We start from the raw sequence: 25,388 nt of genomic DNA on the forward strand, positions 1-25,388 counted from the left end.
CTCTCAGCACCTGCGCATTAAAACGGGCGACAGGAACTTCGCTTAGACGGACTCACCGAAGGCAATGTTATTTATGCTGTAAAAGCAATGCGTTTCAGTCCCTCCACCGCTTTTTCGAGGTACGCGCGCGGACACCCGAGATTAAGGCGGATAAAACCGCTGCCGGTTGCGCCAAAGCTGTTTCCCATTGAGAGGGCAATACCCGCAACATCCACCATGAGCCATTTCAGCTGTTCATCGTCCAGTCCCAGCCGTTTGCAGTCTATCCATAGCAGGTACGTCCCTTGAGCAGGGATGATGCGCGCCCACGGTAGATATTGCTCAACCTGCTGAATAAACCACCGTCGATTTTCTGCCAGATAGCGCAGTAGCTCATCCAGCCAGGGAGCGCCGTGTTGCCACGCAGCTGTGCTCGCTTCAATGGACAACGCATTGAAGACGTCCAGTCCATGAGCATCGAGACGGCGCATAAATTGTTCACGCAGCGCCGGCGACGGTATGAGAAAGTTCGCAATGCGTAGGGTAGATAAACCAAACGTTTTACTGGCGGAGGTGGCGGATATCACGCGCGAATGCCAGCGCTCCTCTAAATGCAAGACCGAAGTAAATGCTTCCCCTGGAAGCAGTAAATCGGCCCAGATTTCATCGGAAATTAAAATAACATCATACTCTTCACACAGCCGGAGCAACTCGCTCAGTTCCAGAGCTGACCAACACCGACCGGTTGGATTATGCGGATTACAGAGGATCATTAGCGGCGGGCGCTCTGTACGAAACAGCCTTTCCAGATGATCGAGATCCATTCTGTAGCCCTGGTCAGGCTCCTCATACAGCGGATTATCCAGCAGGCGTCTACCGTTGAGCGAAATAATTTTGGCAAAAGATCCATAATAGGGTCCCTGAACCACCACCCCTTCACCGGGGTGGCTCAGCATTTGCACGAGGAGGGATAATCCGGGAACCACCCCTTCAATACTGCATATCCACTCTGGTTTTATAGCCAGCTGATGCCGCGTTAAGAACCATGAGATTAATGCGTCATAGTAGGTTTGCGGTCGTTCGCTGTAACCAAAAATACCGTGTTCAATACGCTGAACTAAGGCTTTCTGAACGTCCGGCGGGCAGCTAAAGTCAAAATCGGAAACCCACATCGGCAACAGTTCAGTGGCTTCTTCGCCAAAATAGCGCGTCATAAAATCCCATTTCAGCGATCCGGTATGGTGGCGATCAATTATTTTATTAAAGTCCATCTGGCTTCCCTTCCTGTTCTGTGGCCAGCATATTCGTTGCATTTTCTGCGGCTGGGGAGGTTTTCGCGATACCGATTCCGGTAAAGCCGAAAAATAAGGCAAAGAAGATAGCGGCATAGCACTGAACCGCCCAGGGCAGTAAATCCAGGGTGCTCACTCCCAGCGTCGTTGCCATATAGACCCCGGCAGAGGTCCAGGGTAATAAAGGCTCAATAACGGTGCCCGCATCTTCGATGGTTCGAGAAAGATTTTTGGTATCCAGCCCCATACGCCGGTAGGCATCTTTGAATAATTCAGCGGGAACCAGAAGAGCCAGTTTTCCATCGCTCGTTGCGCCAGTTACCAGAATAGTGGTGCCAATGGTGGCGGCGATGAGCTGACCGACGCTGTGAATAACCGTCAATAGGCGGTTGATAATAATGTTGAGCGCCCCCGTTAAGGTTAAAGCGCCGGCAAAGGAGAAAGCGCAAAATACCAGCAGAATGGTGCTCATCATAGAGAACATACCGCCACGGTTGAGCAGTCGCGGCACATCAGCAATGATGCCTTCGCTCCCCTGCGGGAACATGGAGATGTTGAAACCGTCAATAAAGGCATCCAACCCCTGCTTAAGGCTAAGCCCCTGCATCACGACGCCGAGAATCAGGGCTAACACGCAGGCGCCCAGCATTAAAGGAATGACCGGTTTTTTGCGAACTGCTCCCCACAGAACAATGACGGGCGGTAAAATCAAAACGATATTAAAGCGGTACAGCGACTCCAGCGCATTGACAATATCGGTGACCCGCTGCGGCGTGGCGACCTCGCCCAGCATATTGCTGTGACCGGCGATAAGATATACCGCCGCGGCAAGCAGAAAGCTGGGGATTGTGGTCCATAGTAAATGCTGAATATGCTCGAAGAGCGTGGTATCGGCGACAATGGCGGCGAAGTTGGTGGAGTCAGACAGCGGTGAAATTTTATCGCCGAAGTAAGCCCCGGATACCACCGCCCCGGCAGCCGCCGCCAGGGAGACGTCCAGCCCGGCCGCGACCCCCATCAGCGCCACCCCCACCGTTCCCGCCGATCCCCATGATGTTCCGGTACACACCGAGACGACGCTGGTCAAAAAGAATGCAGCAATTAGAATATACTCAGGACTGATTAATTTAAGCCCCCAATACACCATATAAGGAATAGTGCCGCTGAACATCCAGGTGCCAATTAAAGCGCCAACGCAGATGAGGATCATAATGACTGGCATCGCTTTCGCCAGTTTATCCACGACCGAACTAATGATCTCTTCCCACGTAAAGCCCTGCCATAAGGCTAATACGGCGGCTACGGCAGCGGAACAGAGCAGTAGCGGTTCGATTCGCAACCCCATGATGCCGTAGCCAATAATTAACAGCATTAGCATGGCTAAAATAGGGACGGTGGCCAGGCCAAATGAGAGCGTTTTTTTCTGCTTTTGAGAGGCATTCATAACTAGAACTCCAGTCTGTAAGGTCGTTCAAGGGTAACTGCCCCCCCTTTTGCCTGACTGTGATCCTCCGTTCGCCTTCATGTAAGCGATTACATGAGACTATTAAATTTGAAGCCGGTCACACTTGTGAGGCTTGACGATTTAACTACCGCTCCCGGGAGGAAGAACGGAATCGCGGACCACCAGCTCCGCAGCGAAGCTATTGACGCAGGGCTGCTGGATGGCGCCTTTAAAGAGCTGGATCGCCAGCTGCGAAGCGCAACGCGCCATTCGCTCAACCGGGTAATGCATTGTTGTCAGCGCCGGATAGAGATAACGCGCCATCACCACATCATCGAACCCGACTATTGAAAGCTGCTGCGGTAGCGTAATGCCTTTCAGATGCAGGATACGCATGATGCCGGCCGCCATCACATCATTAAAGGTTACCGCCGCGGTAAAAGAGATCCCGCAGTTAAGAAGCTGATGCGCCGCGTGTTCGCCGCCTTCTTCGTTAAAAGGAACGCTTATCACCCAGCTCCTGTCCGGGGTAATGCCGTATTCCGCTAGCGCCTGACGATAGCCTTCCAGCCGCTCGCGGCGATCGATTATCGGTAAGTCGCTCGTCACGCAGGCAATACAGCGGTGCCCCTGCTCAAGTAAATGCAGCGTTGCCTTTTTTGAGGCCTCGCAGTTCTCCAGCCAGACGCAGCGATTGGCCATCCCGGCAATATAGCGATTTACCACCACCATCGCGGGGAAATGGGCGGCATAACGTAGCAACTCCTTTTCCGCCAATCTGCTCGCATGGACCACGATCGCCTCACAGCCCTGGTTGATTAGAAAATCCAGCCCGGCTTTTTCCATCCCTTCATCATGCCCGCCGCTGCATACCATCAAGCGGAATTGTTCCTGCCGTGAGACCTCCTCGACGCCGCGGGCGAGGCGAGCGAAAAAGGGATCGGCAAGGTTGCCGGTCAATAACCCGAGCATATCGCCGCTGCGTTTCGCCAGCGCCAGCGCCGCGGCATTGCGATGATAATTCAGTTCACGCATCGCTTTTTCAACACGCTCACGCGTTACCGGTTCAACCCAGGCGGTTTGATTAATAACGCGCGAAACCGTCGCGGTTGAAACCCCCGCAAGTTGTGCAACATCCTTTATTGTTGCCATATCCCTTCCTTTTATGCTTTAGATTTAACTGAGATTCATAGTACCGTGGTGGTGATATTTTCTGTAGCGATCGCTGTCGTTTTATTTAAAACCGCAAAATCCCCCTGGATCACTTTATCAATTTTAATAATAGCTTTAGTTTTAGCTTCATTGAGGTTTGCGCTCTTTTTGTAAAAGATCAACATAAAGAATTAACAAAAAGAACATTCTAATCATATCATCCCCACAGCGTGTTATTCAGATATTATATTCTTTTCCATCAGGGACAATTTCTTACATATCTCCACGTATAATGATGTATCTGCCTTGTTGCCTGCTGTTCATTATGATGGTTTACATATGTTCATCTCCTGGTATTTCCCTTTGTCATGCCAGCCGCTATAACTAACGTCATTAAGGCGCCAACTTATCTTTGTAGGAGCGGATAATGAAAGTGCTCAGTAAAAGACAAATATCATTAATCAATCATTTAACGCAGGAAAGTGGCTGGCTGGCCACCTCCCGGGCGGCAAAAATACTCAATATTTCAGTCAGTACGCTCAGACGAGATGTTGAAGCTATTAACCTTTATTTCACTGATAAAGGTCATTCTGTACTCAGTAAACCCGGTCTGGGCCTGAAGCTTGAGGCGAACGACGTTGTTCCCCTCCCCCTTATCTCCGGGGATGCGCAGGTTGTAAACATACTTAAAAACAAGCGGCTGGTGGGCATTGCGACCGATTTGCTGACGCATTCTCCCACGCCATTATCTATCAGCTTTTTAGCTGAGAAATACTTCATCAGTCGCTCTTCCATTGTGGAAGACCTAATTAAAATTGAAAAATGGCTAGAGTGTTTCTCCCTTAGAATGATAAAGAACCATACCGGTACGTTTATTGACGGTAATGACTATGACATCCGCATGGCGCTTAAGGAGATCATTACTCATAGCGTTTTATGTAACTATCACATGACCGATAGCAGAATCGATAGGTTCTCTCGCGTACAGCTTATCAAAGAATTTGGTAAAGACAACGTGGCCAACTGTATCAATTTGATTGCATTTATCGAGGATGAATTAACCTGCGCCATTAGCGAGCCCTACTATACCAATCTGTTTTCACATTTACTGGTCACCATCAGACGTCTGGAGAAGAGAATCGTTTGCCCGGCTGATGAAGCTGCGCCAGTGCATGACAACAAGGAATGGCAGATTGCTGAAAAAGCTATCGCATGGCTTGAGCAGAAATATACGCTCAGGTTCCCGCAAATCGAGATTAATTATATTTATCAATATCTTGTTTCATCCGGCAAGCATCCCGTTCATGCCGTCCATCCTGACAGAGGAGTGCAGGACCAGGAAGCGTTACATTATGCCATTAAGTTAACCAGTCTACTTTCGCAGCTGCTTAAATGTGATTTAATCTCCGATCAGCCGCTCTTGAACGCTCTGGTTATGCATATTAAGCCGATGTTGAACCGTCTGGCTTTCCGCATCATTATTCATAACCCTTTGCTGGATGAGATTAAAAAAGAACTCTCTCCGGTATTTTTAGCGGTCAGAAACGCAACTATGCAAATCAATAATTACAGTAAACACGATCCCCCCTCTGAGGATGAAGTCGCCTATTTAACGGTATACATCCAGGCGGCAATCGAAAAGATTAAAGAAAATAAGAAAATCATCCTTGTCTGTTCAAGCGGAGTCGGTACATCTCAGCTCCTGTACAGCCGGATTACCAAAGCCTTCCCCGACTGGGAGATTATCGACATTGTTCCCGGCAGTCGATTAAAGGAGACGTTAGCTGAAAAAAAGTGCGACCTAATCATATCCACCATCCGAATAGAGGAAATGATGATCCCTGTTGCCTATGTTTCCGCACTATTTTCTGCGAAAGACATCATTCGGGTGACCGAAGCCTTATTCAGCAAACGCCAGACTCAGGAGAGTGAATATGTTAAATAAAATAGTAATCAGCGATCTGTTAAGTAAGGCCTGCGTTATTACTGAGATGCAGGCAAAAAGTAAAATCGACGTCATTGAGCAGTTGACTCAGGCGCTGTGCGATGAAGGCATCATTGATAATAAACAAGGTTTTATTAAAGATGTCCTGGCTCGTGAAGCCCTGGGATCGACTGGTTTTGAAAACCAAATAGCCATTCCTCATGGCAAATCCTGTTGGGTCAATGAAACAAGGATAGCCGTCGCAAAACTGAAGGATAATGTCGACTGGGAAACCATGGATAGTTCAGATGTTAAGCTGGTTATTCTTTTTGCGGTAAAAGAAGCCGACAGCGGAGCGGGACATATAAAAGTTCTCGCTCGTATATCTATCGCCCTGGGTGACGATGAGGTTGTTGAAAAGCTAATTAATGCCAGTTCGCCAGAGGAACTCTACCGCTTAATTATTAACAATACCGGAGAGTAGTATCCTCACAAGGAGAATAATATGAAAATAATTGCCATTACCGCCTGTCCAACAGGCGTTGCACATACTTACCTTGCAGAAGCCAATCTTAAAAAGAACGCCCTTAAAAAAGGCATCCCTTTACTCGTTGAAACGCATGGTGCCGTAGACAGTGAATATATTTTTACCGAGGAGGATATTCAACAAGCAGATATTGTTTTAATCGCCGCGGATAAGGTCATCGATCTCTCTCGTTTCCATAACAAAAATATAATCCGCGTCTCGGTGACTCGCGCCGCAAAGGATGCTGCAGGATTACTGGACGAGATTGTCACCGGTAAATTACAGCCACAACGACACCTGGCGGCAGACGATGCTCAGGAATCGCCGAAAAAAGATAAAGATAAAGATAAATCACTGGTGTCTCAAATTTATATTCATCTTATCACCGGCGTTAACCTGATGATCCCGTTCGTCGTTGCCGGCGGTATTTTAATCGCGCTGAGCTTCTCATTTGGTATTACTGCGGCAACGCCGGGAGATGAAAATTTTAACCCGCTGGCGAAAATGCTCTCTGACATTGGCGGTGGTGCGGCCTTTGCGCTGATGCTACCCGTTCTCTCGCTCGGAATAAGTAAATCGATTAGCGGCAATATGGGGATAGTGTCGGGCGCGGTCGGCGGCATGATGGCCATTCAGACAGGGTCAGGTTTTTTGGGGGCTTTGCTGGCGGGTTTTCTGGCCGGATACGCCACGCTGCTCATCGTCAAATATATCAACCTTCCTAAATCGATAGCGGGCCTGAAGCCTATTTTAATCGTGCCATTGCTGAGCGTTTTTATTACCGGGGCGTTAATGGTGCTGGTGATTGGCGAACCGATTAAGTTTCTTCTCGACTCACTGACAGCGTTCCTCGAAAACCTGGGCAATACCCACGCAGCAATTATGGGCCTTTTGATAGGCATGATGGTGGCGTTTGATATGGGCGGTCCCCTTAACAAGACTGTCTGCATGTTTGCAATTGGCTTGATGTCGACAGGGATCTACGAACCTATAGCGGCCTGTATGGCGGCAGGAATGGTACCGCCGTTGGGTATTGCGCTCGCCACCACGCTGTTCGGGCGGAAATTCTCCCGTCAGGAGAGGGACACCGGCAAAGTCACCTATGTTCTCGGCCTGTCGTTTATCACTGAAGGCGCTATCCCTTATGCCGTAGCCGATCCGCTACGCGTTATTCCCGCTATCGTCGCCGGCTCCGGGCTGGCAGGCGCGCTCTCCATGGCTCTGGGATGTGCCTCCAGAGCCCCACACGGCGGCATATTCGTCATGTTTATTCCCAATGTGATCACCCACGTTGTGGGATATATCGTCGCCATCGCCGCCGGCGCGTTACTCACCGCGATTATTTTGCGTTTTATTAAAAAAGACAGCCCTGAAACTGTACAGGAGATGTAGTCATGCTTATGAATATGAAAGATTTATTATCTGTAGCTCAGCAACATAAATTTGGTATTGGCGCTTTTAATATTGCTTCTGCCGAATTCGCCAGAGCGGTTATTGATGTTGCAGAAAAGCTGCGTTCGCCGGTTATTCTTGAAATTCATCCTGATGAACATGATTTCACCGGCGATGATTTTATTTTCTATCTTCGTGAACTGGCTATCAAAGCAACGGTACCGGTCGTCATTCACCTGGATCATGGGCAGACTCTGGAGCAGGTTATGCGGGCGATTCGCACCGGCTATACCTCGGTGATGATTGATGCTTCAGCGCACCCGCTGGAAGACAATATCGCTATCACACACCGCGTGACGGAAGTCGCTCATGCTGCAGGTGTTTCCGTTGAAGCTGAACTGGGTACCATCGGCGTGGCACAAGGCAGCGGCGAAGGCGGGCATGGCGAAATACTGTATACCGATCCGCAGCAGGCTGAGCAATTTGTCAACGAGACCGGGGTCGATACGCTGGCGGTCGCGATTGGTACATCGCATGGCTTATATCCTGCAGGAATGCAGCCAAAACTAGATATCGAAAGGCTGAAATCCATTAAACAGCGGTTAACCATCCCGCTGGTTCTTCATGGCGGATCGGGAAATAAGGATGAAGAAGTCGCCGAGTCTATCCAGCACGGGGTCGGAAAAATCAATATTTCCAGCGACATGAAAAAAGCATTTTTTGTTGCTCTGGAAGAAGAGCTGAAATCAGGCAGCCACGAACCTAACAGCTTATTTATCAGGCCAATGGAAGCCGCAAAAGCCGTTGTGGTTCGCAAGATGCATTTGTTCTCATCTATCGGCAAGGCGGCGCTCTACGTCTGAGGTATGCGATGGGAGCAGAGGAAGTCGTGACCGACTCTGTTGCTGATGCCCTAAAACAGGGAATGAATCAGCGAAATGAAGCTCATCTCTCAGATGGGCACCCATTGCAGTAAAACAGGTATAAAAAAACCCGCTTCAGCGGGTTTTTTATGGGCTGGAACCGCAGAATATTCCAACAGTATTCCAACACCCCAAAGCAACAAGGGGTTACCTTTCGGTAACCCCTTGTTTTATTTGGCGGAAGCGTAGAGATTCGAACTCTAGAACCCTTTCGGGTCGCCGGTTTTCAAGACCGCAGAAATATATTTATAAATCAAATACATAGCGATTTCATGAATTCTAATACATTACTTTCACCATTAGAAATTTCAACAACTTAAGGACTTCTGTAGAGATAGTATTCTAACACTTTACATCACAGGACAGTCGTCAAACTCCCCCAAACGAGCATTGTTGATAATGTACGTCACTACTCCAAAAATTGCCCGTGATCCTGAATAGCCATCGGTGTCATCTGGTAAAGCTTCCTTCTTACCGGAGCTTAAATCCTCCAGATGAGGCCGTGGGATTGTGCGATAACGCCTAACTTTAAATTCACCATCTACAGCGCAAACCAGCAATGTTCCATCGCATGGTTTTAACGAAGCATCGATCACCAAAATTGCTCCCTGCAAAATTCCAGCCTGGTAATTTGTATTGTCAGCAATAACAAAATAGGTCGCAGCAGGGTGTCTGATCAACTTCTCATCGAGTGAAATCGGACGTTCTATGTAGTCTTGAGCTGGCGATGGAAAGGCCATAGCTAAAATCTCCCATAGCTGTTCAGTTCGAATGTTCTGTTCTCGCCTTCTTCACGAGAGACATCACGAAAAATCGTCACATAATGCTCAATCCAATTATTTGCCTGACTTCCTGACCACATCCAGTTCACTTTTGCGAGTTCCTCAACAAACCGCTTCGTTGTGACTGTACGCCGCCCACGAGGGTCAATTTCAATTGCACTACGGAAAGCTGCTTCAATGTCATAGCGACGTGGCATACTCCACCCCTCAAAATACTGTTCATACATACAGTATATTTATGCATTGAAGCAGATCAAGGGGGTTTTACTCAGTGAGATTCACCCCACTGATTTATTGAAAAATTTAGTGTTCAGACCACTCAGTGAAAGCGATGGGAGTTCCGAATCCCGCTCGGCGGTATTCTTTACCTGAGCTGTACGGCCAGTAGAACTGGCGGCAAGCCCCTGCACTCACACCAGTAGCAACAACTTTAAGCGCTCCTGCTACCGCCTCAGGATAGTGCAGAGCCGTTGTAGCGTTGCTCGTCACGCTCTGGAAATACTCGCCTGCAGCGGTTACGGAGTCCAGATCCGTTCCTGCGGGTAGTGATGCGCTGGCAAGCGGTACGGCGCCGACGTCACCAGCTCCCAGGCTATTTTTCGTAGCCAGTGAACCAAGCCCCAGATTTACGCGTGCTGCCGTTTGTGCTGCTGTGCCCGCCTCCTTGATCTCAGAAAAGTTTTTGCTGATCGCAAGGTAAACCTCTGGCGCCACAACTTCCGTCGCCGTGACTGTCACGGAACGCGTTACGCCTGAACTTGCGCCCGTGAGTGTGAGCGTCGCTGTCCCCGCGTTGTATATGTCCAGCACACCTGTGCTGCTCAGCGCAGCGACGCTACTATCTGACGATGACGCCAGGACAGTTTCTGTGTACCCGGTTGGTGAGTATGTGATCGGGACGTTGTATGTATTGCCGGCGAGCAGCTCCGATGGAATGCTGCCGATTGTGATGCTGGTTAGCCACACGCTTTGCGTAATAACAGCGGTTGAAGTAAGCCCCGTTGAAATAGAGGCGATAATCGTCTGCGTCCCGCTCGCTCCGGGGTTTGCAGTATACAGCCCGGCACTGGATATGGAGCCCAGCGACGTATCAGATACAGCCCAGGATACCGGGTAATTACCCCCGATATTCGAGGGAACAACAATAGCTGAAAACTGACGCGCCTTCCCTGCTTCGATGCTGTCTGTAGCAGGTGTAATAATAATGCCTGTCGGCCCGGCCTCTCCTGCATCAGCTTCGGCTTGGTCGGTTTTGATAATAATCATGCAAAATGTGTGGTCAGGCTCCGCAACCGGCGCCCTGGCAGTTCCGTCAGCGTTACGCCAGTTCGATGTTCCTGTTGTGTTTCCTGATTGCTGATTTGGCACCTGTTCACTTTTCACGCGATTCAGATTGCCAAAAACTCCCTGGCCTGGATAGGATTCACTCCCCCAGTTATCCCCTCGTAACGGGAGATAGATATCATCGCCCTCCGATCCGCTGGTGCCAGCAAATTTCGACGTCAGATGATAATGCTCCAGCGATGTTCCTGCGCCATTAGTCCCGATCAGTGATTTATCACTTGCTGCCTTTGGATAGCGGTCACGCATATCAGGCAATCGCCCAGATGGATAAACAGTAGTCAGCTTTGGATTCTCTGTTGTATTGAATGTCTGCCCGTTGGCCTCCAACCAGCCATCAGGCGGTATTGGGGTAAACCACAACATCCCTCCGCCGACCGGTACTGTATAAGGCTTAATAGACGTAAACAGTTTTTCATCCAGACTATCAGCCAGTGCTTTCGTGCGCCGTGGAGTCATCACCTGCGTTGAGCCGGTACCGTCCAGCGCTTCCGCCTCTGTAGCCTCACGCTGAATATACGGTTGCCATTTAGCAGCATCAGCGCCGGGAGTTGCGGTATTGCCAGCCATCAGCGACAGATAAAGCGCGCCGTTATAAGAAACCACTACGCCAGCGTCATAGCCGAACGCAACGCTGTTATTGTTAGCGCTGGTAATCCACTCCGGGTATCCGTTCGTCTGATACTGCCGGATAGCGCCGGTGATTGCGTTCAGAACGCCGTTCATAACATCGCGCTCAACCGGCTTTGCATTGGCATCTGTCAGCATGTCCTTCTGGTAGTCCTCTCCCCATCCCTCAGGGTAACTTACTGTGCCATCAGAATTCGTACTTTCGGAAATGCTGGCGCGGTCCCCGCTGGCAGCCCAGGGGACACGAAAAAATTTCTGGTCCATTTTTGTCCCTATGATTGCTTGGAGTAGAATTGTAAACATGAGAAGAGTATATAATTGACTGACTGAGCATCAGTCTCAGGATAATCAGGAAGGCCAGAGTCCTTACCTGTCTCTCTTGTAATTGGTGCAATAACACCAGTTGAGAGTATCAATGTGTGTGTTGGTCTCTCTTGACAAATCAGCCATGTTGGGACCCGACTATTCCCGTTTACGCCAGCACACCATACGTTATAAGGTACTAAAGTACCATCTGCCAGACATGGGAGCCTATCAAGAAATATCTGGTTAACCATATTATAGTCTGCCCCAGAAGGGATAAGCAGGGTGGTTTTAAAATACACTCCTTTTCCAAGCGGTCCACATGCATATTCTGCGGTTTTAACATCAGGATGACTAACTGAGAAATTGAAGCTAGTCGCACTACGAACAAGTGAAGAAATGGTGTCTTTTGCCCATAAACCTTTATCAGACACTGATAACGCATTACCTGTTTCTTTTGAAATGTTCACTGATAACGGATTATCTGAACTCCCCGTTCCGCTAATAGAATCTTCATCAACGGAGACGCTTTTTTCAGGGACGTATAGACCGCCTTCTGTGGCACTTTTAACAAGCTGTAGCGAGTTTCCAGCTTTCGCGCTCACTCTAACGCTAATTGCTGCGTTTTTCGGGTTACCTTCATATGCAGAAGTTTTTTTAATTGAATCATCTTCTGCAAATAACATCGCACTAATCGGACGGGCATATAAACCCGGATTAGTTTCATCTTCAAGAATGAACAATTCATTCTGAATATCTTTAGACACAAGCACTTTCAAACCAAGCGAGCCATCGGCGCTATCGTTGTTATTAACAAGAGCGTTATTGTCTTCAGAGCCAATAAGAACCTCTGTCCCATCTTTTCCGGGAGCGCCCTCTTTTCCCGCCTGGAATGAGATATACGCGTCCAGTGAGGTATCGGCCCCCTCTTCCTGCGCTTGCGCCCATATCTGGTATGCAGACAGACCGTCAGCCCCATCCTCTCCGTCTTTGCCTGGCTTACCCGTCATTGATTCAAAGAAGGCACCTTCGCTGGTGTCTGTGCCTTCTGGTTGGGCAGCCACCCACAACTCATAAGCGGAGTCGCCTGTTTTCCCCGCTGGAATCAGCTCTTTAATCTGCTCTACAGATGCGCCGCGAGTTTCTTTATCCTGAACGACAGGAAAGCGTTCCACTCCCGATAATTTTTCCGCAGCTGGCAACTCAGAAATCGCTATGCCAGTTGCCCCTGCTTTTAATGCAACCAGTTTTTGTGCAGACGTAGAAACCCGCCCCGCGGATTTGCGTCCGCCAGGTAATTTTTTATTTGCCATTTTTGGCTCCTGATTAATTTATTTTAAGAGGCTCAGATTCGAGTTCCAGCGCTTCACAGTCCAGAGTGACCAGAAGTGCGCGAGCAACTACCGTTGCTGGTGGGGTGATGGATGATAGGGAGAATTTGCCCTTAGAATCAGTAACGGCACGCTGTACGCGCTGCACGCCGTCAGAACCAATAATGACTACCGTCACGTCCTGGTCTGAAACGTCGAGTTCGTTAACGATGATTTGCCCTGACAGCATCCCATCAGCCCAGCTAATTTTGATTGAGCCGTAGTAATAGATTGGTGGTCTGCCGTCGCCGTACCAGAATGCAGCGTTTCCGAAATTGTTGAAGTGACGACCAAAGCCGAAAGGTTTACGTTTAATGACGCGGTGCTTTCGCATTCCCACCCCCTGAGGACGGGGGATCAAATCGTAGTCTTCCACCAGCTGTTGCACAGCAACGCTTACGGTGTCCTCATGCCACACCAGCCGCATTGTCATGTCCTGCGCATCCAGAACCGTGACCTTAACGTCAAGGATGTAATCGGCAGCGGCTTTTACATCGTCTATCGTGGCGATCCCGTTGTTCTTGCAGATTTTGGCCTTTATCATTTTTCGATAAAGAACATCGTCCACTTCCTCCACCTTACAGCCAGGGTAAAAGCGCCCTACAGGCCGTTTTCGGTACCCTGCAATTCGGCCGCAGATATTGAGCTGCTCACCTTCCGCTTTATCAATATCGAGGATGTTACGGACCTTCTCTATCTGTTCGACAATTCTGCTCTGGGCCACGTCAGGGAGAGACAAAATCCACTCGATAAGCTTCGGGGCGTTTTTGTACTCCCAGTAAATTCGGCTTTTCGCCTTATCGCTGAATTCAGACATAATTGATCGTGATGTTCTCCGTACTGAAAACGCCTAGCTGGTTGAACTTAACCGGAATGACGCCCTTGTTTACCTCTCCTGCAGCCGTACCTATGGTGATGTTACTCACGTAATCATCGGCACCGACAAAGTAGTTTGTTGGGGTATAGAGCCGACCAGCTGCGACCGCTTCGCCAATGCGAAAACCTTGCTTAGCGAAGCCCGTTGTTTCATCAAAGCCAACAAGCGTGTAATCCACTATTGCCTCTTTGATTTTCTGCTTTTCGTCCTCACCCAGCGTGCTGGTTTTGATATCCACCTGCACATAAACAGCAACATATTCAGGGCGGAAAAAGGTGATATTTACGGGCTGGCCTTTCGGCGTAAACGTGTCCACGCTAATTTTGTTCGGGAAAACGTTGTAACGGTTCAGGCCACACCCGGGGTTTTTATGGGTGGCCATCGCCAGCACGATATCGTCAGTCTCGCCACCGTCGATAAAGATTGCCATCGAGTGACCGTAAACGCCGTGTTCATCAGTCTCGTTTTCCACGTTCTCATGAACGAGTGTTTGCTTAACGCCCGTCACGTTATCCAGCGCGGCTTTGATGTTATCGATCTGATTGTTACCAGGCAGCGCCACAGAGTAATTTCGCCGCACCCGAAATGCGTTATCGCTTTCTTCAGTTTTACCCAGGCTTGCGCCCTGAGTGTTCGTCACAGAGCGTATACGGGCCACTGGCGAAGCAATGATGGTTAAAGTGCCTGGGTTAGCGCTTTCAGCTCCTGGGGTCGTACAGGTAACACTGACGGATGCTTTCCCGCTGGTATTGGTAATAACCTTCGCATCAGTTGTCCAGAGCGTACCCGATATACGGTGACGGACCTTTATTCCGGCCGGTACCTCGATCAGCCCATCGCCTTCGAATTCCACAACGTCCGTTGAAAAGCTTTCTGGCTGGCGCTGCAAACCTGCAAACGCGGCGATACGGTCAAGTTGCTGGCGCATCGCCGCGTTAGGATCTGCCGCGTGATAAGCATTAATAACCTCTTCATCAAGGTTGGCGAAAAGTTCGGCCCAGATAGCAATCGCCATGCCGTCAGGCGTTTCTGGCGAGAGGTTCCAGCCGCTGTCTATTGCGAGATACTTCTCTGTGATCTCGTCTTTGTATTCCTGGAGGGTCGTTCCCGTCACTCCGTCTTTCGTGATTTCAGCCATCAGAGATCCTTGTCGTACAGGAATTCAAACTGTTCGTTGTTGATGTCGGTCAGCGTGGCCCTAATCGTGAACGTGCGTTTTCTGGTATCGCTGTCCATATCGAAGGTGTTGATCGCCAGCACTCCCTTTGTGGAAAGAATGCGCTGTTTTATGTTGGCTTCAGCGATATCGCGCGAGGATTTACCGAGGATGCTCTGAAACCACGGCGTACCATCAGTGGCATCAAGAAAATACTCCCCCAAAAAAAGACGAAGCCTGCAAAAACAGGCCAGTCTGGTTTCTTCTTTGCCGGTAACGAAGTGATCGCCACTTGTCACGATATCGCCGTCTGAGAAATTGCGTATCACTTGCCCCCCCTACCACCAGCGCACAGCTGTAATCAGGCTGGATAGCCCAAAGAGAAAGAAAACGGTCCATATTAAAAGGAATTTCCAGTCGGCTAATTTTTCACCCATCTGTCGCAACTCCCGTATCAGTTTGCTAAAATCAATCACATGTTCCTCGTTGCCTAAAAACGTTGGAAAGTAAAAGCCCCCGACCGCTGGTAACGTTTCGGGGGCTTTGTTCTTTTTGAATCTATTGTGTAACTTTATTCCGGCTCTTTTGTTATGTTCCCGCCCTTTTCAACACCTCCGTGTTTATGCGTTGAGCCGATATTCTTCCCGTTGTGCGTAAGCCCGTCAGACGACAGAGAGAGCGTTTGACTCCCCACTTTGAGGTTAATCCCACCATCAGAAAGATGAAGCCGCACAGAGCCACTGGCGTTGCTCATTCCGATACCTTCAGTGGGCAGTCTAGAAATGCATGTTGCGCGGGAGCGGTAGCCAGGAGCAAAAAAGGCATCGGTCGCATCGAACATGCGAGCATCGAGAGGACGAACGGGCCCGCCCTGTTCGATCCAGTAGTCAACGGAACGCTGCGAAAAATGAATGAGTCCTTCAGTGCCTTCCGGCAGCTCATGAAACACTGACCATTCAGGAGAGCCAGCAAACTGAACGGGTACGTGCTTAATCTCAGGGAGAGTGTTAAACACTCCCCCTCCCTCATGGCGCTGAATACCTATTTCCACAACGGCACGCTGGAGGTCTGGATCATAGTCAGTCACTTTACCAGGCAAGCAGAACATGAGATCCCAAAGGAGCTGCGGCCTGATTTGCATAAGCATGGTGAGAAAAGGGTTTGTATCTTTCAAAATCAGCTCCCCCGCCATAAACAAATGGCTGTAGTTTTCCAGGTATTGCCCCAGAGCGAACCTTCGTGGGTTGTTCGAAGAATCGTAAACTTGCCTGTCTTGCGCTGCGTTTCAGCCAGGTTCTGGAGGTCAGAGAAATAGGCAAGGCTGAAATTCAGGGTCCAGAAACGAGAGGTAACGTTCATCACGTCCGCTGGCTGAAGCTGATAGTTCAGCTTTACGTCAACCTCAAGTGAACTCGCATACCAGCGCGGTGCGCCCTCCATACCGTTCAGCGCTGAAATGTCATGCTCCACCCATTCCCGCGCAGCACCATCGCGGATAATGATTGTGCGCGTGGGAGTATGGAGCCACCAGAACCCGAAAAACTGCTTTAGTTCGTCCAGCAGAACACGGCAAAGTTTTCCCCCTGCATTACGGCCACGTAATAAAACAGGCAGATCCGAGAAATCACCCACGAACTCAACAGGAGCGCCCAGCCCTTCGGCAATATCTCGGATCACTTCCTGATACGGAGTGTTATCACCCCATGTCTGGTATGAAGAGGCATCCCATTCTGTTGACGACGCGGAACAATACAGTTTTATGCAGGTATTAACGCCATCCTTCGCAACCTGCACATTGTTGATGCGCCCAGTAAAAATCACTCCTATATCATCGCCATAACCAGCTTTGAGGATGACCGTTCCATAATTGTTTTTTGCATCATCGCGCAGCTGTATCAGCTCGCGTGCCCTGGAAGAAATACCAAAAACGGTAATGCCGGCTGTCGCGTTGGCATGTTGCGGAAAATTATCGACAAGGAACCGAGTTTCGATTGGTGGTTCATATCTCAGCACTTCCCCGCTGGTGGTGGTTATCTCAAGGAGATAGTTTCGTCCGAAAAACCTACTCATTGGCTATCCACTCCAGTTTATTGGTTATGCCTAAATTGCTGACTGTTGGGCTTTCACCTCGCAAGTACAACGCGCCAATATCGGTATTCAGGCCAGCCAACAAATTAACGTCAGGATGTAGCGCACGTCCGAGAACTACCGGCTCGCCATTTTCAAGAATATCCACGCAGAAATATTCGAAGCGAGTGAGCCAGCGCAGCCTGAAAACCAGATAGTGAGATCCAAGCTGAACGCGGAAGCGCTGAAAAGCGTAGCCACTGGAGAGAGGAATGATGATCATACGACCTCCACAGCCTGAGTGATAACTTCCCCCCCAGCAAACTCAGCCTGGCCTTGTGTGGTCACGCTATCGCCCCAGGGTAAATTGGCGTTTGTCTCTTCAACCGTGTCATGGATAATCGTTAACTGTTTCATATCCACAACGATGATCAGCCCACCCTCTGTTTCCTTATCGATTTCGGTTCGGGTATTCGTTATCAGGCAGTTTCGATAGGACGCGCCTTTACTGGCTACGAGATCAAACGTTTCGTGATTGCGTTGAATGGTGCGTAACTGTTCAAGCAAGCTTTGGGAACGTGTCGTTCCCTGGCTGTGTTGGTATACGGCCAGCCCTACGCTTGCCGCAATCCCTGATAGCGCAGCTGTGCGCCCTGACATTAGCGATGCAGCAACACCAGCAGTAAAACCACCTCCGATATCAAATAGGGGCTGCGCCAGCTCTTCCTGTTGTGCAATGAGGCCGCGGAACCAGTTGTCCGAAACACCAATTTCCATTGTGATATCCAGCGCGCGGGTTACAGCGTTGTCCTGTGCAGTTTCAGCGGTCTCCAGAGGGAAATCGCTTACTTCAGTACGCAGTTCGGTACTTTCTTTAAGAAGAGCATCAAAATAGAGGTTTCCGATCTGCGGCCTGTTTCGAGTAAACAGTCCTGTTATTGCCATCAGAATTTATCCGTAGAGAGGTGCGCTGTCGCCTGACTGGTTTTATCCGAGATTTGCCCGAAGACAAGATCAGCTACTTCATCAGCATTCGCACCACTTGCATGGATAACAATGTTGTTTTCCATAGTCATGGAACGGGCGCCAGCACCACCTGAAAAATTGGTTGGTTGGGGAATGCTGTTTGCGCTTGCGTAATATCCTGCCAGCACATTGTGTCCAGCCGAAGAATTCAGGCCTGTCCAGACCTGCCGAAGCCCGTTAGCTGCTCCGGTGATGTTCCCATTGCGAATGTTTTCACCCTGGCCCGCACGCTGCGCCAGCCAAAGAGCCGCTTTATCCTGGTTGGCAGGGGAGAAATCAGTAAGGCCTAACGCTTTTACTGCGTCATCCCATGACTGAGCTGTTATTTGATAACGGCCAGCCGCTGATGTTCGAGTTCCATTGTGATCAAAATATTGACGAGGATGATCGCTGTAGTCTGAAAACTGAGAACCGCCAAACAGCGTGTTATAGCCATTATTGCCATAGTTAGACGTTCCCTCAGCCTGAGAAATTACATCGAGGAAGTCTTGCTCATTTTTCGAAACACCGCCCCGTTCTAATTGCTGAAGATATTGTTCTTTCCAATCCACGGTACCAGTCGGCAAAGGTTGTCCTGGGTTTCTTTTTTGCCAGTTTTTAATGGGGTCGCTCATAGCTTTAGCATCTTCTGAATCAACAAAAGGGTTGCCAGGGGCAATAACCCCAAGGATTGTTGCTATCACTGGATGGGCCAATAAACCAGCACCGAATGAGGTAGCCGCTTGCTTTCCAAATAGAGCGCCTATTGTCTTCCAGACAATCGCAGTGCCGCCTATACCAGCCGCATAGCTGGCATACTTAGCTTCATCTGGATACTTCTGCATTAAATCATTAACGATTGCCGTTAGGCTGGACAATGGACCAATAAGGTCGCCACCAATGGCTTTTTTCAGATTTTCAAAATTTAACGATAAAACCGACAATTCGTCATTAAGTTTTCTAGCATTTTCAGAAAGAGCCGGATCAATAGCTTTATGCATCCTTTCGAATTGCTCATTAATTTCTTTGAAACCTTTAACTCCAGTTTCAAGTAAACGAGTGAGCGGATCATTATCTCCGATACCAATCCCGCCTCTTAAAGTGCGTTGCTGATCGGCATTCATTTTGGAGTATGACTCTATCAGATATTCAATTGCGTCCTGACCAGTAAGATTAGAAAACTGTTGTGGGTTAAAAGCCCCGTTCCAATAAGCCTGATCATTTAAACGCCCTTCACGTGCCGCTTGCTGCAATGAAGGGATTTTTTGGACTATTGAGTAAGCTGCACTGTCATCAGAAACACCAACCTTTTTCAAAGCAAATTGTAACCCTTCGATTTGCTTTGTAGTAAAGTTGGTAATCTTGCCCAGCCTTTCCAGCTCTTGAATTTTATTCGCCAATCCAAATGTTGCCGAACTAAACCCTATACCAGCGCCCGCCGCAGCTCCTAACTGAACCAAACCAGATTTTAGGCCATTTACCGTATTGGTCGCGGCTTTAAAACTCTTGTCATCTAAATCTATTCCGAGAGATACGAATATACTATCAATGACATCAGATGCGTTTGCCTGTGACATTTTGACTCCATAAAAAAACCGCCGAAGCGGTTTAATGTATGTTTAAAGCTCTCGTTGGCAGAATCTACATATCCTAGCATCTATCTTTACTAACTCTGCACAGTGCGGACAGGTTTTAGAAGTATAACTTTCTTTTAACCTCTCTTTTTTTAAGTTCGGTCCAGTAAATGACCAAATCAAAGATCCGATCCATCCAATGGCCGTCCAGCCCAAAAATAAATTAAGTGCTAGCACCGCTTTTTTATCTTTATGCCATCTATTAAACGCATTAATGGAAGGCAATAGATAGACCGCCAATAAAAACAGAATAACAAGGATAACTTCAATATTGCCGTTTATTTTATCCGTGTATAAATCTTTGAGCAGTAGAGCCACTAAAAATAAACAAAAAAGAAGAACAGCAATAAGAAATAAAGTAGATACGATATTTTTAAGCGACGCTTTAAAAGACATATATCCTCCATGAAAAAGAATATTGTCTCTTGAATTATCAGCCCAATCCTAAACACTTACTAAACGAGTGGTTAAACTAAGCTTTTGCTTTCTCAGCAGCATCGTAAATGTCGTCCATAGCATCGTGCATCAACTGAATTTCCTCAAGGCTATAGGTGCCGTCAGTCATATCACTCCACTTAGCAAGGGGCGGGCAAAGCTGCCCCATACCCGTACAAGGACGCCATAAAAACCAGTCAACCCGCGTTACTGCGCTTCTGTCGGTTCGTCGGTGTTTTCGTCGCTGCTGAGATTCCAGAAAGGGCCAACATTCTCAGCAAGCGCACGCCCCAAAAGTAGAAGGAAGAAATGAACCTGATCCTGAAAAAGATTTTCACTCAACGGAACATTATCCGAAGCACGTTTGAATTCACCTTTACGAATAACCAATTCTTTAAGCCGCTCAAAGGTCATAGTGTTTAACCCAGCGATACCGGAAACGATCGTCATGTCTTTAACATTTTTTGTAAGGTAGGGGAGTAAACCGTTTTGAGTTGCAATGCTCAACATCTCTACTTGATCCCGTGCTGGCGAAGTGTCACCAACATAAACTTCGTTATTAATCTCAATCTCTATTTTACGTGCCATTCTATAAACCGTATCCTTTAGAAAATACATTATATGGAATGATCTGACCTGAACGCTGCAACGTCTTATCTAACGCACTAACTGTTTGCGCTGGGTCAATCCATTTGAAAATACAAAATGACTTACAATCATCATATACGGCAATTGTAGAGCCATCAGGTAACCAGCCGATAACTTGATTAGCAAAAATCATATTAATGTCTGATGATCGCCCTCCCATCATATAGATGTTATCACGTGTAATAAACTCAACTTCCAAAACTATTTCTTTTTGCCCTGCGCCATAAGCACCAATACCTCTATTGAAGTTTTTTATAGAAGATTGATGTTTCTTCAATGCAGAATGAAACAATGGGCATTGATATACCACCTCAAGATTAATAATAACTTCGGATGCAGTCGGTTTATAACTTACAATGAAAGATTGCTCATCATTTTTTAGTGTCACTCCTCGCTTGAATACTTTTACAACTTCTACAGACGAACTCCAAGATGATATTTTCTCTTTTAACTTTGCTTTTCCAACTAAGGAGAAAACCCCCTTTTGGTTAAGTTCTATTTTCCTATAACAGGCATGGGTGCAAGTTTTATATTTCAAAGGCAAGCCTTTAGCTTTTTCTTTCAAAGCCGCTGCTCTTTTTCGATTATAATCTATTTGCCAGTCATTAATTGCCTGTAGAAGATCTTTATCAAATGGATTATTGTTTAACATATACTATCTCCCTCAAAGAAAGAGATAGTATCTAGAATTCAGTAAGTTATGACAACTAGGTTTCCTCACTATCTGCAAACTCAAAGGTAAACGTTTCGTCGCTGGCGCTCTGTTTACCTCCGCGCCCCAGCCCGCCACGCTGAGTCATTACCCCATCAAACGCTTCAACGGTTTCATCGGTGCCGCGCTGCCGGAAGGTAAAGAAAAAATCCACGCCCGACTTTTCAAGCGCTAACAGCTGACGGACCTGATCGCAGCCAGGGATCAAACTCACTGATAAACGCTTAGGTCGTGTCGGCCCGTCCAGGCGAACGGAGGTTTTTCCGATACCGCGTTTCAGGGTGGCGCGAGGGTCGATATCTTCAATGGTGATCGGCGGGTCCGTATCCCCGAACTCGTCAATCGGAAGCCCGTTGATAATGAGGTCAGCGTGGCTGGCGCCGTAGTTCTTCATTGTCATAGTCCATTACTCCACTGTTACGTTCAGCTCTGCTACATGCCCTGCACGCGACAGAATGACGAGGATTTTTGTTGGCGGGAATTCGCACTTTTTGCGCTGCGCTTTGGTCAAGGAGAGAACGTCTTCAGCCTTCGACAGAATGACGTAACCGAATTTTGCGGTTTTCTCTTCACCCGTCCGTTCATCGGTATAGGTTCCCTCTCCCAGCACGCCGTTGTTATAGAAGCGCTTGAGAGTGTCCGTCAGGACATTCAACAGGCTTTCATAACCGCGTGGCGTTAAGGGCCGCTTCGTGCCGACGTTGGCGATGTGGTTATAGCCATCAACCTGAAGGTGATTTTTCAGCACGTCGATATTAATCACGTCATCAATGAATTCCCCGTAAGAGGACATTGAAAGACTGTTGATAACGCGACAGCTATCTTTCTGTCCCGCCAGCTCAACCGGCGTGAAGAACACCGCCTTTTTAGCCTTCAGCGCGTTGTAATGGCTCGTAGTAAGCTCGTCGCCGTCGATACCAGGTAAAACCTGATACTCTGCCGTAATCGCCGTGTTGAGGCCGTTAGGACGGAATTTAGCGAACGTGGCGGCTACCTGAACCATTGAGTGAGCCTGTGACGGGTCAATCTCTACCGCTTCAGGAGCCCGCCAGCCCACCAGCATATGACGGTTACCCTTTTTCGCCAGGCGAGAAACGATATCGTCAGTCTCGTTCTGGTCGATCACTTCATCATCCGTGTTGGTGTACCAGACAGGGTGATCGGTCGTGTCGCTCCAGTCGCTCAGCACCAGCAAATTTTCATCACTGAAATCTTCAGTTTTGAAAAAATAGTTGTAACGCCAGGCGGCTTCGTTCGCTTTATTCACCGTGGCGATCAGGCTTTCATCTTCCGGATTTTTCATCCAGACGGTGAGTGATGAAGGTCGGGGAATTTGCGCAAAATAGCGGGTAGCGATCAGATAAATTTCTGACTCCGTACCGAAATCTTTTCCGATGTCCGCTGCGCCTGAATAGTCGCGGAAAGTATCTACCGGAAAATCTTCTCCCCGCGCCGTTACGGGCACGATTTCCGGCAGGATAGCTTCTCCCTTTTCGGTCTCCAGCTTTTCGCCGCCTTCAGTCAGAATGGCTGGCTCGTCTTTTGGGAGGTCTGACGCATCGGCAAAAACAAAAGCCGTTGTGAAATCGGCGTACCCCAGGCCCGCCGCTCCGATAATTACGTTGACCGGAATAATATTGTCTACTGAGTACGCCATGTGGCCTTACTCCTCTATGTAATGTTCGATGGAGAATCCTGCAGCGCGTAAAACCTTGCTGCTGACTTCGTGATCCACAAAAAGATGAATGTCGGCTTGCCAGCGCGGCTGTATGCCTGACTGAAAGTGCGTGCTGAGATTTCGGGGATTGCTGACGTAGCGGAAGCCCAGCTGATGGATAAACAGGTAGTCGCTGACAGGGGTGCGGAAGTTCGCGTTATGCAGCATCATCGCCGCCTGAGCTGCGCCCTCGTTGAAGAAATTCACGGACAGAATCATTTCCATTGATGACGCTGTTATTTCCTCCAGATCCTGCCATTTATCACCCAGGGCTTCATCGTGCTCTTCCAGTGCGTCGATATACTCAAGGCGCTGTGAAGGCTGTCCGTAGGCCCGAACGGGGATAGGGTTATACGTTGCGTAGAGCGTGCCTCCTGCTGGTGGTGCTCTGCCCTGGTCAGCGAGAATGATTCTCCCCCTGTCCAGACCTGCGCATATCGAAACAAGCCCCTGCAACAGCTCGTGGAGTTCGCTGATCTCCCTCATGTAACAGGCTCCCTGATGACCTGAACGACGGCGCGGCAGAAATTACGCCATTGGCGATTGTCAGCGGTCATTACTCGCCAGCGCCGCATTACTACCCCGTCGCTGAATTCAAGCTGGTCGGTATACTGCCCGCTTTCATCCGGCATGAGATACGTTTTGCCATCGTTGATATGAACCGTTCTGAAGTCACTGATGACCGCCACGCCACCCTCGCCCACCAGCAGGTTTATTTCCCGCCATTTGCCAGGCTGGACGTTTACGCGCTTCAGCTCTTCCCGTTCGGTTTCCGTTTCCTGCCACACCCCGCCAGGGCCGCTGTAATCCCCCTCCTTACGAATTAACCAGATGCCCCCCTCTATCTTGGATTTGAAGGTCGAATCGACATGGCCGCGCATGTCCAGCCCATTCCCATACATATTCAGTCCTCCACAACGTGGGTGATCGCGTTTTTCAGAATGCCTTTATCGATAAGCGGCGTTGCGGAGCCTTTGCGCTTAATCGTTGACGGAGCGTTAGCGGGTGCAATCCCTGTTTCAATCGCCTCTTTGCAATAACCCGCAGTACGCGCACCCATCTGATCCAGCATCTGAAAGGCTGAAATTTCCCCCCGTGTTACCTGGCGGGATAGCGAAGCGAACCCCTTTTTTATGTTGTCCACGTTCTGGCGCAGCGGCACGCGCAGAAATGAACGCTCAGGAATACGACCGTCAGCGGAACCGAACTCCTGAACGGCTCCGATAACGGCTATCGGTGCGCCGTCCTCATAAACTCCGCTCCCTGCCGGCAATCCAATCAGAACCCGCTTTTTACTGGTCAGACGGTCCTGAATTTGTTTGAGCTTTTTCGCCAGTTTTTCCCCGCCACGTACTTCGGTTTTAACTTTCATACGATGGCTGGCCCCGCACTGGCCCGACGCCGCAGACGTAAAAACTCAACGCCGTACTGCGTCATTGGAAGGTCGCCATTCAGAACCAGGTCATCGGTGGTTACCGATGGAACGGCAAAAGAGGTCGATTCATCACCGACATTCTTTGCTGAAACCGCGTAAAGTGCCCCAGCATCCTCTTCCTCTTCCGCTCGCTTCCACATAAGAAGCCTGTGGGCCGCATACGCGTACATCCCACGTGCTTTTATTGATGCGGTTTTAGCTCTGTACTTCCCCCAGCGCGGCCCCGTTTCTGCGTCAGCCTCTTCCAGCGCCCGAATAACAATGTCATCAGGCCACAGGTCGGTATTCGCAAAAGCGGGATAGTACGCGCGGAAGTTAGCCACGATTTGAGCCGTGATTTTTACAGAGTTTTTTCCGGAGGAAGGCATGACGGCAGAGGGAACAAAAAACTGATTAAACATCGGTATTTCTCCCAATAAAAAACCCACCATCAGTGGTGGGTTTTAGTCCTGCTCTTCACGCCATTTTTCGATCTCCTGCCGGAGTTTCGCCTTACCCGCATTTTTATGCGGAGGTTTGCCGAAGATACTTTTGTACTGCTCGCGCAGGGCTGCCAGCTCTTCATCGACTTCAGCACCACCTGACGCTTCACGCTCATCAGAGCTGGAAAATTCAAGCCGGCCTTAATTCACACACGGAAGATT

The 25,388-nt window shown here is 48.9% G+C and carries 28 protein-coding genes; 4 read left to right on the top strand and 24 right to left on the bottom strand.

The genetic code is table 11. The features are described 5' to 3' along the window. Positions 1-71 precede the first annotated feature (71 nt). From ACSIPU_RS20400 to ACSIPU_RS20410, 3 genes are all read right to left on the bottom strand, one after another. Entirely contained in the window at positions 72-1,250 is a 1,179-nt protein-coding gene (locus ACSIPU_RS20400) for a MalY/PatB family protein (RefSeq protein ID WP_196551101.1), read from the bottom strand. Beyond that, on the bottom strand, positions 1,240-2,715 hold the full coding sequence (gene nhaC / locus ACSIPU_RS20405; RefSeq protein ID WP_017146173.1) for a Na+/H+ antiporter NhaC: 1,476 nt from the start codon (positions 2,713-2,715) through the stop codon (positions 1,240-1,242). Before nhaC ends, ACSIPU_RS20400 begins: the two co-directional genes overlap by 11 nt. 141 nt (positions 2,716-2,856) lie before the next feature. After that, positions 2,857-3,867, bottom strand: coding sequence for a LacI family DNA-binding transcriptional regulator (locus ACSIPU_RS20410; RefSeq protein WP_134882278.1), 1,011 nt, complete (start codon positions 3,865-3,867; stop codon positions 2,857-2,859). A gap of 427 nt (positions 3,868-4,294) precedes the next feature. On the opposite strand from ACSIPU_RS20410, the gene ACSIPU_RS20415 reads away from it, so the two are divergent. From ACSIPU_RS20415 to ACSIPU_RS20430, 4 genes are read left to right on the top strand one after another with little or no spacing between them, the layout of a single operon-like run. Further along, the gene (locus ACSIPU_RS20415; RefSeq protein ID WP_004100836.1) at positions 4,295-5,812 is read left to right on the top strand and encodes a BglG family transcription antiterminator; all 1,518 of its coding nucleotides are present in this window, start codon (positions 4,295-4,297) and stop codon (positions 5,810-5,812) included. Beyond that, positions 5,802-6,275, top strand: coding sequence for a PTS sugar transporter subunit IIA (locus ACSIPU_RS20420; RefSeq protein WP_023320675.1), 474 nt, complete (start codon positions 5,802-5,804; stop codon positions 6,273-6,275). Before ACSIPU_RS20415 ends, ACSIPU_RS20420 begins: the two co-directional genes overlap by 11 nt. A 21-nt stretch (positions 6,276-6,296) precedes the next feature. Continuing rightward, the gene (locus ACSIPU_RS20425; RefSeq protein WP_024273988.1) at positions 6,297-7,709 is read left to right on the top strand and encodes a PTS fructose transporter subunit IIC; all 1,413 of its coding nucleotides are present in this window, start codon (positions 6,297-6,299) and stop codon (positions 7,707-7,709) included. A 2-nt stretch (positions 7,710-7,711) separates the two neighbouring features. Further along, a complete protein-coding gene (locus ACSIPU_RS20430) occupies positions 7,712-8,572 on the top strand; it encodes a ketose-bisphosphate aldolase (RefSeq protein ID WP_196558006.1) in 861 nt (286 codons plus the stop codon). Between the two features lie 410 nt (positions 8,573-8,982). On the opposite strand, the gene ACSIPU_RS20435 is transcribed toward ACSIPU_RS20430, so the two are convergent. The 21 genes from ACSIPU_RS20435 to ACSIPU_RS20535 form a co-directional block, all read right to left on the bottom strand. Continuing rightward, positions 8,983-9,372, bottom strand: coding sequence for a HumD family translesion DNA polymerase (locus ACSIPU_RS20435; RefSeq protein ID WP_049101748.1), 390 nt, complete (start codon positions 9,370-9,372; stop codon positions 8,983-8,985). A gap of 2 nt (positions 9,373-9,374) precedes the next feature. Next, on the bottom strand, positions 9,375-9,611 hold the full coding sequence (locus ACSIPU_RS20440; RefSeq protein WP_049101747.1) for a hypothetical protein: 237 nt from the start codon (positions 9,609-9,611) through the stop codon (positions 9,375-9,377). A 106-nt stretch (positions 9,612-9,717) separates the two neighbouring features. Then, entirely contained in the window at positions 9,718-11,649 is a 1,932-nt protein-coding gene (locus ACSIPU_RS20445) for a tail fiber protein (RefSeq protein WP_435322259.1), read from the bottom strand. A gap of 8 nt (positions 11,650-11,657) precedes the next feature. Continuing rightward, positions 11,658-13,001, bottom strand: coding sequence for a hypothetical protein (locus tag ACSIPU_RS20450; protein WP_196558010.1), 1,344 nt, complete (start codon positions 12,999-13,001; stop codon positions 11,658-11,660). A gap of 13 nt (positions 13,002-13,014) precedes the next feature. Beyond that, positions 13,015-13,875, bottom strand: a complete 861-nt coding sequence (locus ACSIPU_RS20455; protein ID WP_196558011.1) for a DUF2612 domain-containing protein — start codon at positions 13,873-13,875, stop codon at positions 13,015-13,017. Next, on the bottom strand, positions 13,868-15,073 hold the full coding sequence (locus ACSIPU_RS20460) for a baseplate J/gp47 family protein (RefSeq protein WP_154902550.1): 1,206 nt from the start codon (positions 15,071-15,073) through the stop codon (positions 13,868-13,870). Before ACSIPU_RS20460 ends, ACSIPU_RS20455 begins: the two co-directional genes overlap by 8 nt. Further along, on the bottom strand, positions 15,073-15,420 hold the full coding sequence (locus ACSIPU_RS20465) for a hypothetical protein (protein WP_201501034.1): 348 nt from the start codon (positions 15,418-15,420) through the stop codon (positions 15,073-15,075). Before ACSIPU_RS20465 ends, ACSIPU_RS20460 begins: the two co-directional genes overlap by 1 nt. A gap of 242 nt (positions 15,421-15,662) precedes the next feature. Then, the gene (locus ACSIPU_RS20470; protein ID WP_196558013.1) at positions 15,663-16,265 is read right to left on the bottom strand and encodes a Gp138 family membrane-puncturing spike protein; all 603 of its coding nucleotides are present in this window, start codon (positions 16,263-16,265) and stop codon (positions 15,663-15,665) included. Positions 16,266-16,267: 2 nt separating this feature from the next. After that, positions 16,268-17,161: a hypothetical protein gene (locus ACSIPU_RS20475; RefSeq protein ID WP_196558014.1), complete on the bottom strand. Its 894-nt coding sequence runs from the start codon at positions 17,159-17,161 to the stop codon at positions 16,268-16,270. Then, entirely contained in the window at positions 17,154-17,441 is a 288-nt protein-coding gene (locus ACSIPU_RS20480) for a phage baseplate plug family protein (RefSeq protein ID WP_196558015.1), read from the bottom strand. The genes ACSIPU_RS20475 and ACSIPU_RS20480 overlap by 8 nt, the downstream gene beginning before the upstream one ends. Continuing rightward, positions 17,438-18,103 (bottom strand): phage baseplate protein, encoded by a 666-nt coding sequence (locus ACSIPU_RS20485; RefSeq protein WP_201501033.1) that lies wholly within the window; start codon positions 18,101-18,103, stop codon positions 17,438-17,440. The genes ACSIPU_RS20480 and ACSIPU_RS20485 overlap by 4 nt, the downstream gene beginning before the upstream one ends. Continuing rightward, a complete protein-coding gene (locus tag ACSIPU_RS20490; protein WP_196558017.1) occupies positions 18,103-19,740 on the bottom strand; it encodes a glycoside hydrolase family 24 protein in 1,638 nt (545 codons plus the stop codon). Before ACSIPU_RS20490 ends, ACSIPU_RS20485 begins: the two co-directional genes overlap by 1 nt. A gap of 42 nt (positions 19,741-19,782) precedes the next feature. After that, the gene (locus ACSIPU_RS20495; RefSeq protein WP_196558018.1) at positions 19,783-20,193 is read right to left on the bottom strand and encodes a superinfection immunity protein; all 411 of its coding nucleotides are present in this window, start codon (positions 20,191-20,193) and stop codon (positions 19,783-19,785) included. Between the two features lie 246 nt (positions 20,194-20,439). Continuing rightward, complete coding sequence (locus tag ACSIPU_RS20500) at positions 20,440-20,820, bottom strand: hypothetical protein (RefSeq protein ID WP_196558019.1); 381 nt, start codon at positions 20,818-20,820, stop codon at positions 20,440-20,442. Position 20,821: 1 nt separating this feature from the next. Further along, entirely contained in the window at positions 20,822-21,532 is a 711-nt protein-coding gene (locus ACSIPU_RS20505) for a hypothetical protein (RefSeq protein WP_196558020.1), read from the bottom strand. Positions 21,533-21,587: 55 nt separating this feature from the next. Continuing rightward, positions 21,588-21,992, bottom strand: a complete 405-nt coding sequence (locus tag ACSIPU_RS20510) for a hypothetical protein (RefSeq protein ID WP_196558021.1) — start codon at positions 21,990-21,992, stop codon at positions 21,588-21,590. 6 nt (positions 21,993-21,998) lie between these two features. Next, a complete protein-coding gene (locus ACSIPU_RS20515; protein ID WP_435322260.1) occupies positions 21,999-23,249 on the bottom strand; it encodes a DUF3383 family protein in 1,251 nt (416 codons plus the stop codon). A gap of 6 nt (positions 23,250-23,255) precedes the next feature. Further along, entirely contained in the window at positions 23,256-23,795 is a 540-nt protein-coding gene (locus tag ACSIPU_RS20520) for a phage neck terminator protein (RefSeq protein ID WP_154902562.1), read from the bottom strand. Further along, the gene (locus ACSIPU_RS20525) at positions 23,792-24,211 is read right to left on the bottom strand and encodes a hypothetical protein (RefSeq protein WP_154902563.1); all 420 of its coding nucleotides are present in this window, start codon (positions 24,209-24,211) and stop codon (positions 23,792-23,794) included. Before ACSIPU_RS20525 ends, ACSIPU_RS20520 begins: the two co-directional genes overlap by 4 nt. Before the next feature lie 2 nt (positions 24,212-24,213). Continuing rightward, the gene (locus tag ACSIPU_RS20530; RefSeq protein ID WP_196558023.1) at positions 24,214-24,681 is read right to left on the bottom strand and encodes a hypothetical protein; all 468 of its coding nucleotides are present in this window, start codon (positions 24,679-24,681) and stop codon (positions 24,214-24,216) included. Next, positions 24,678-25,145, bottom strand: a complete 468-nt coding sequence (locus ACSIPU_RS20535; RefSeq protein WP_224257445.1) for a DUF4054 domain-containing protein — start codon at positions 25,143-25,145, stop codon at positions 24,678-24,680. Before ACSIPU_RS20535 ends, ACSIPU_RS20530 begins: the two co-directional genes overlap by 4 nt. Positions 25,146-25,388 lie beyond the last annotated feature (243 nt).

Origin of the sequence: Klebsiella sp. HN106, from assembly GCF_051209435.1 — a bacterium.
Classification (GTDB): domain Bacteria; phylum Pseudomonadota; class Gammaproteobacteria; order Enterobacterales; family Enterobacteriaceae; genus Klebsiella; species Klebsiella oxytoca.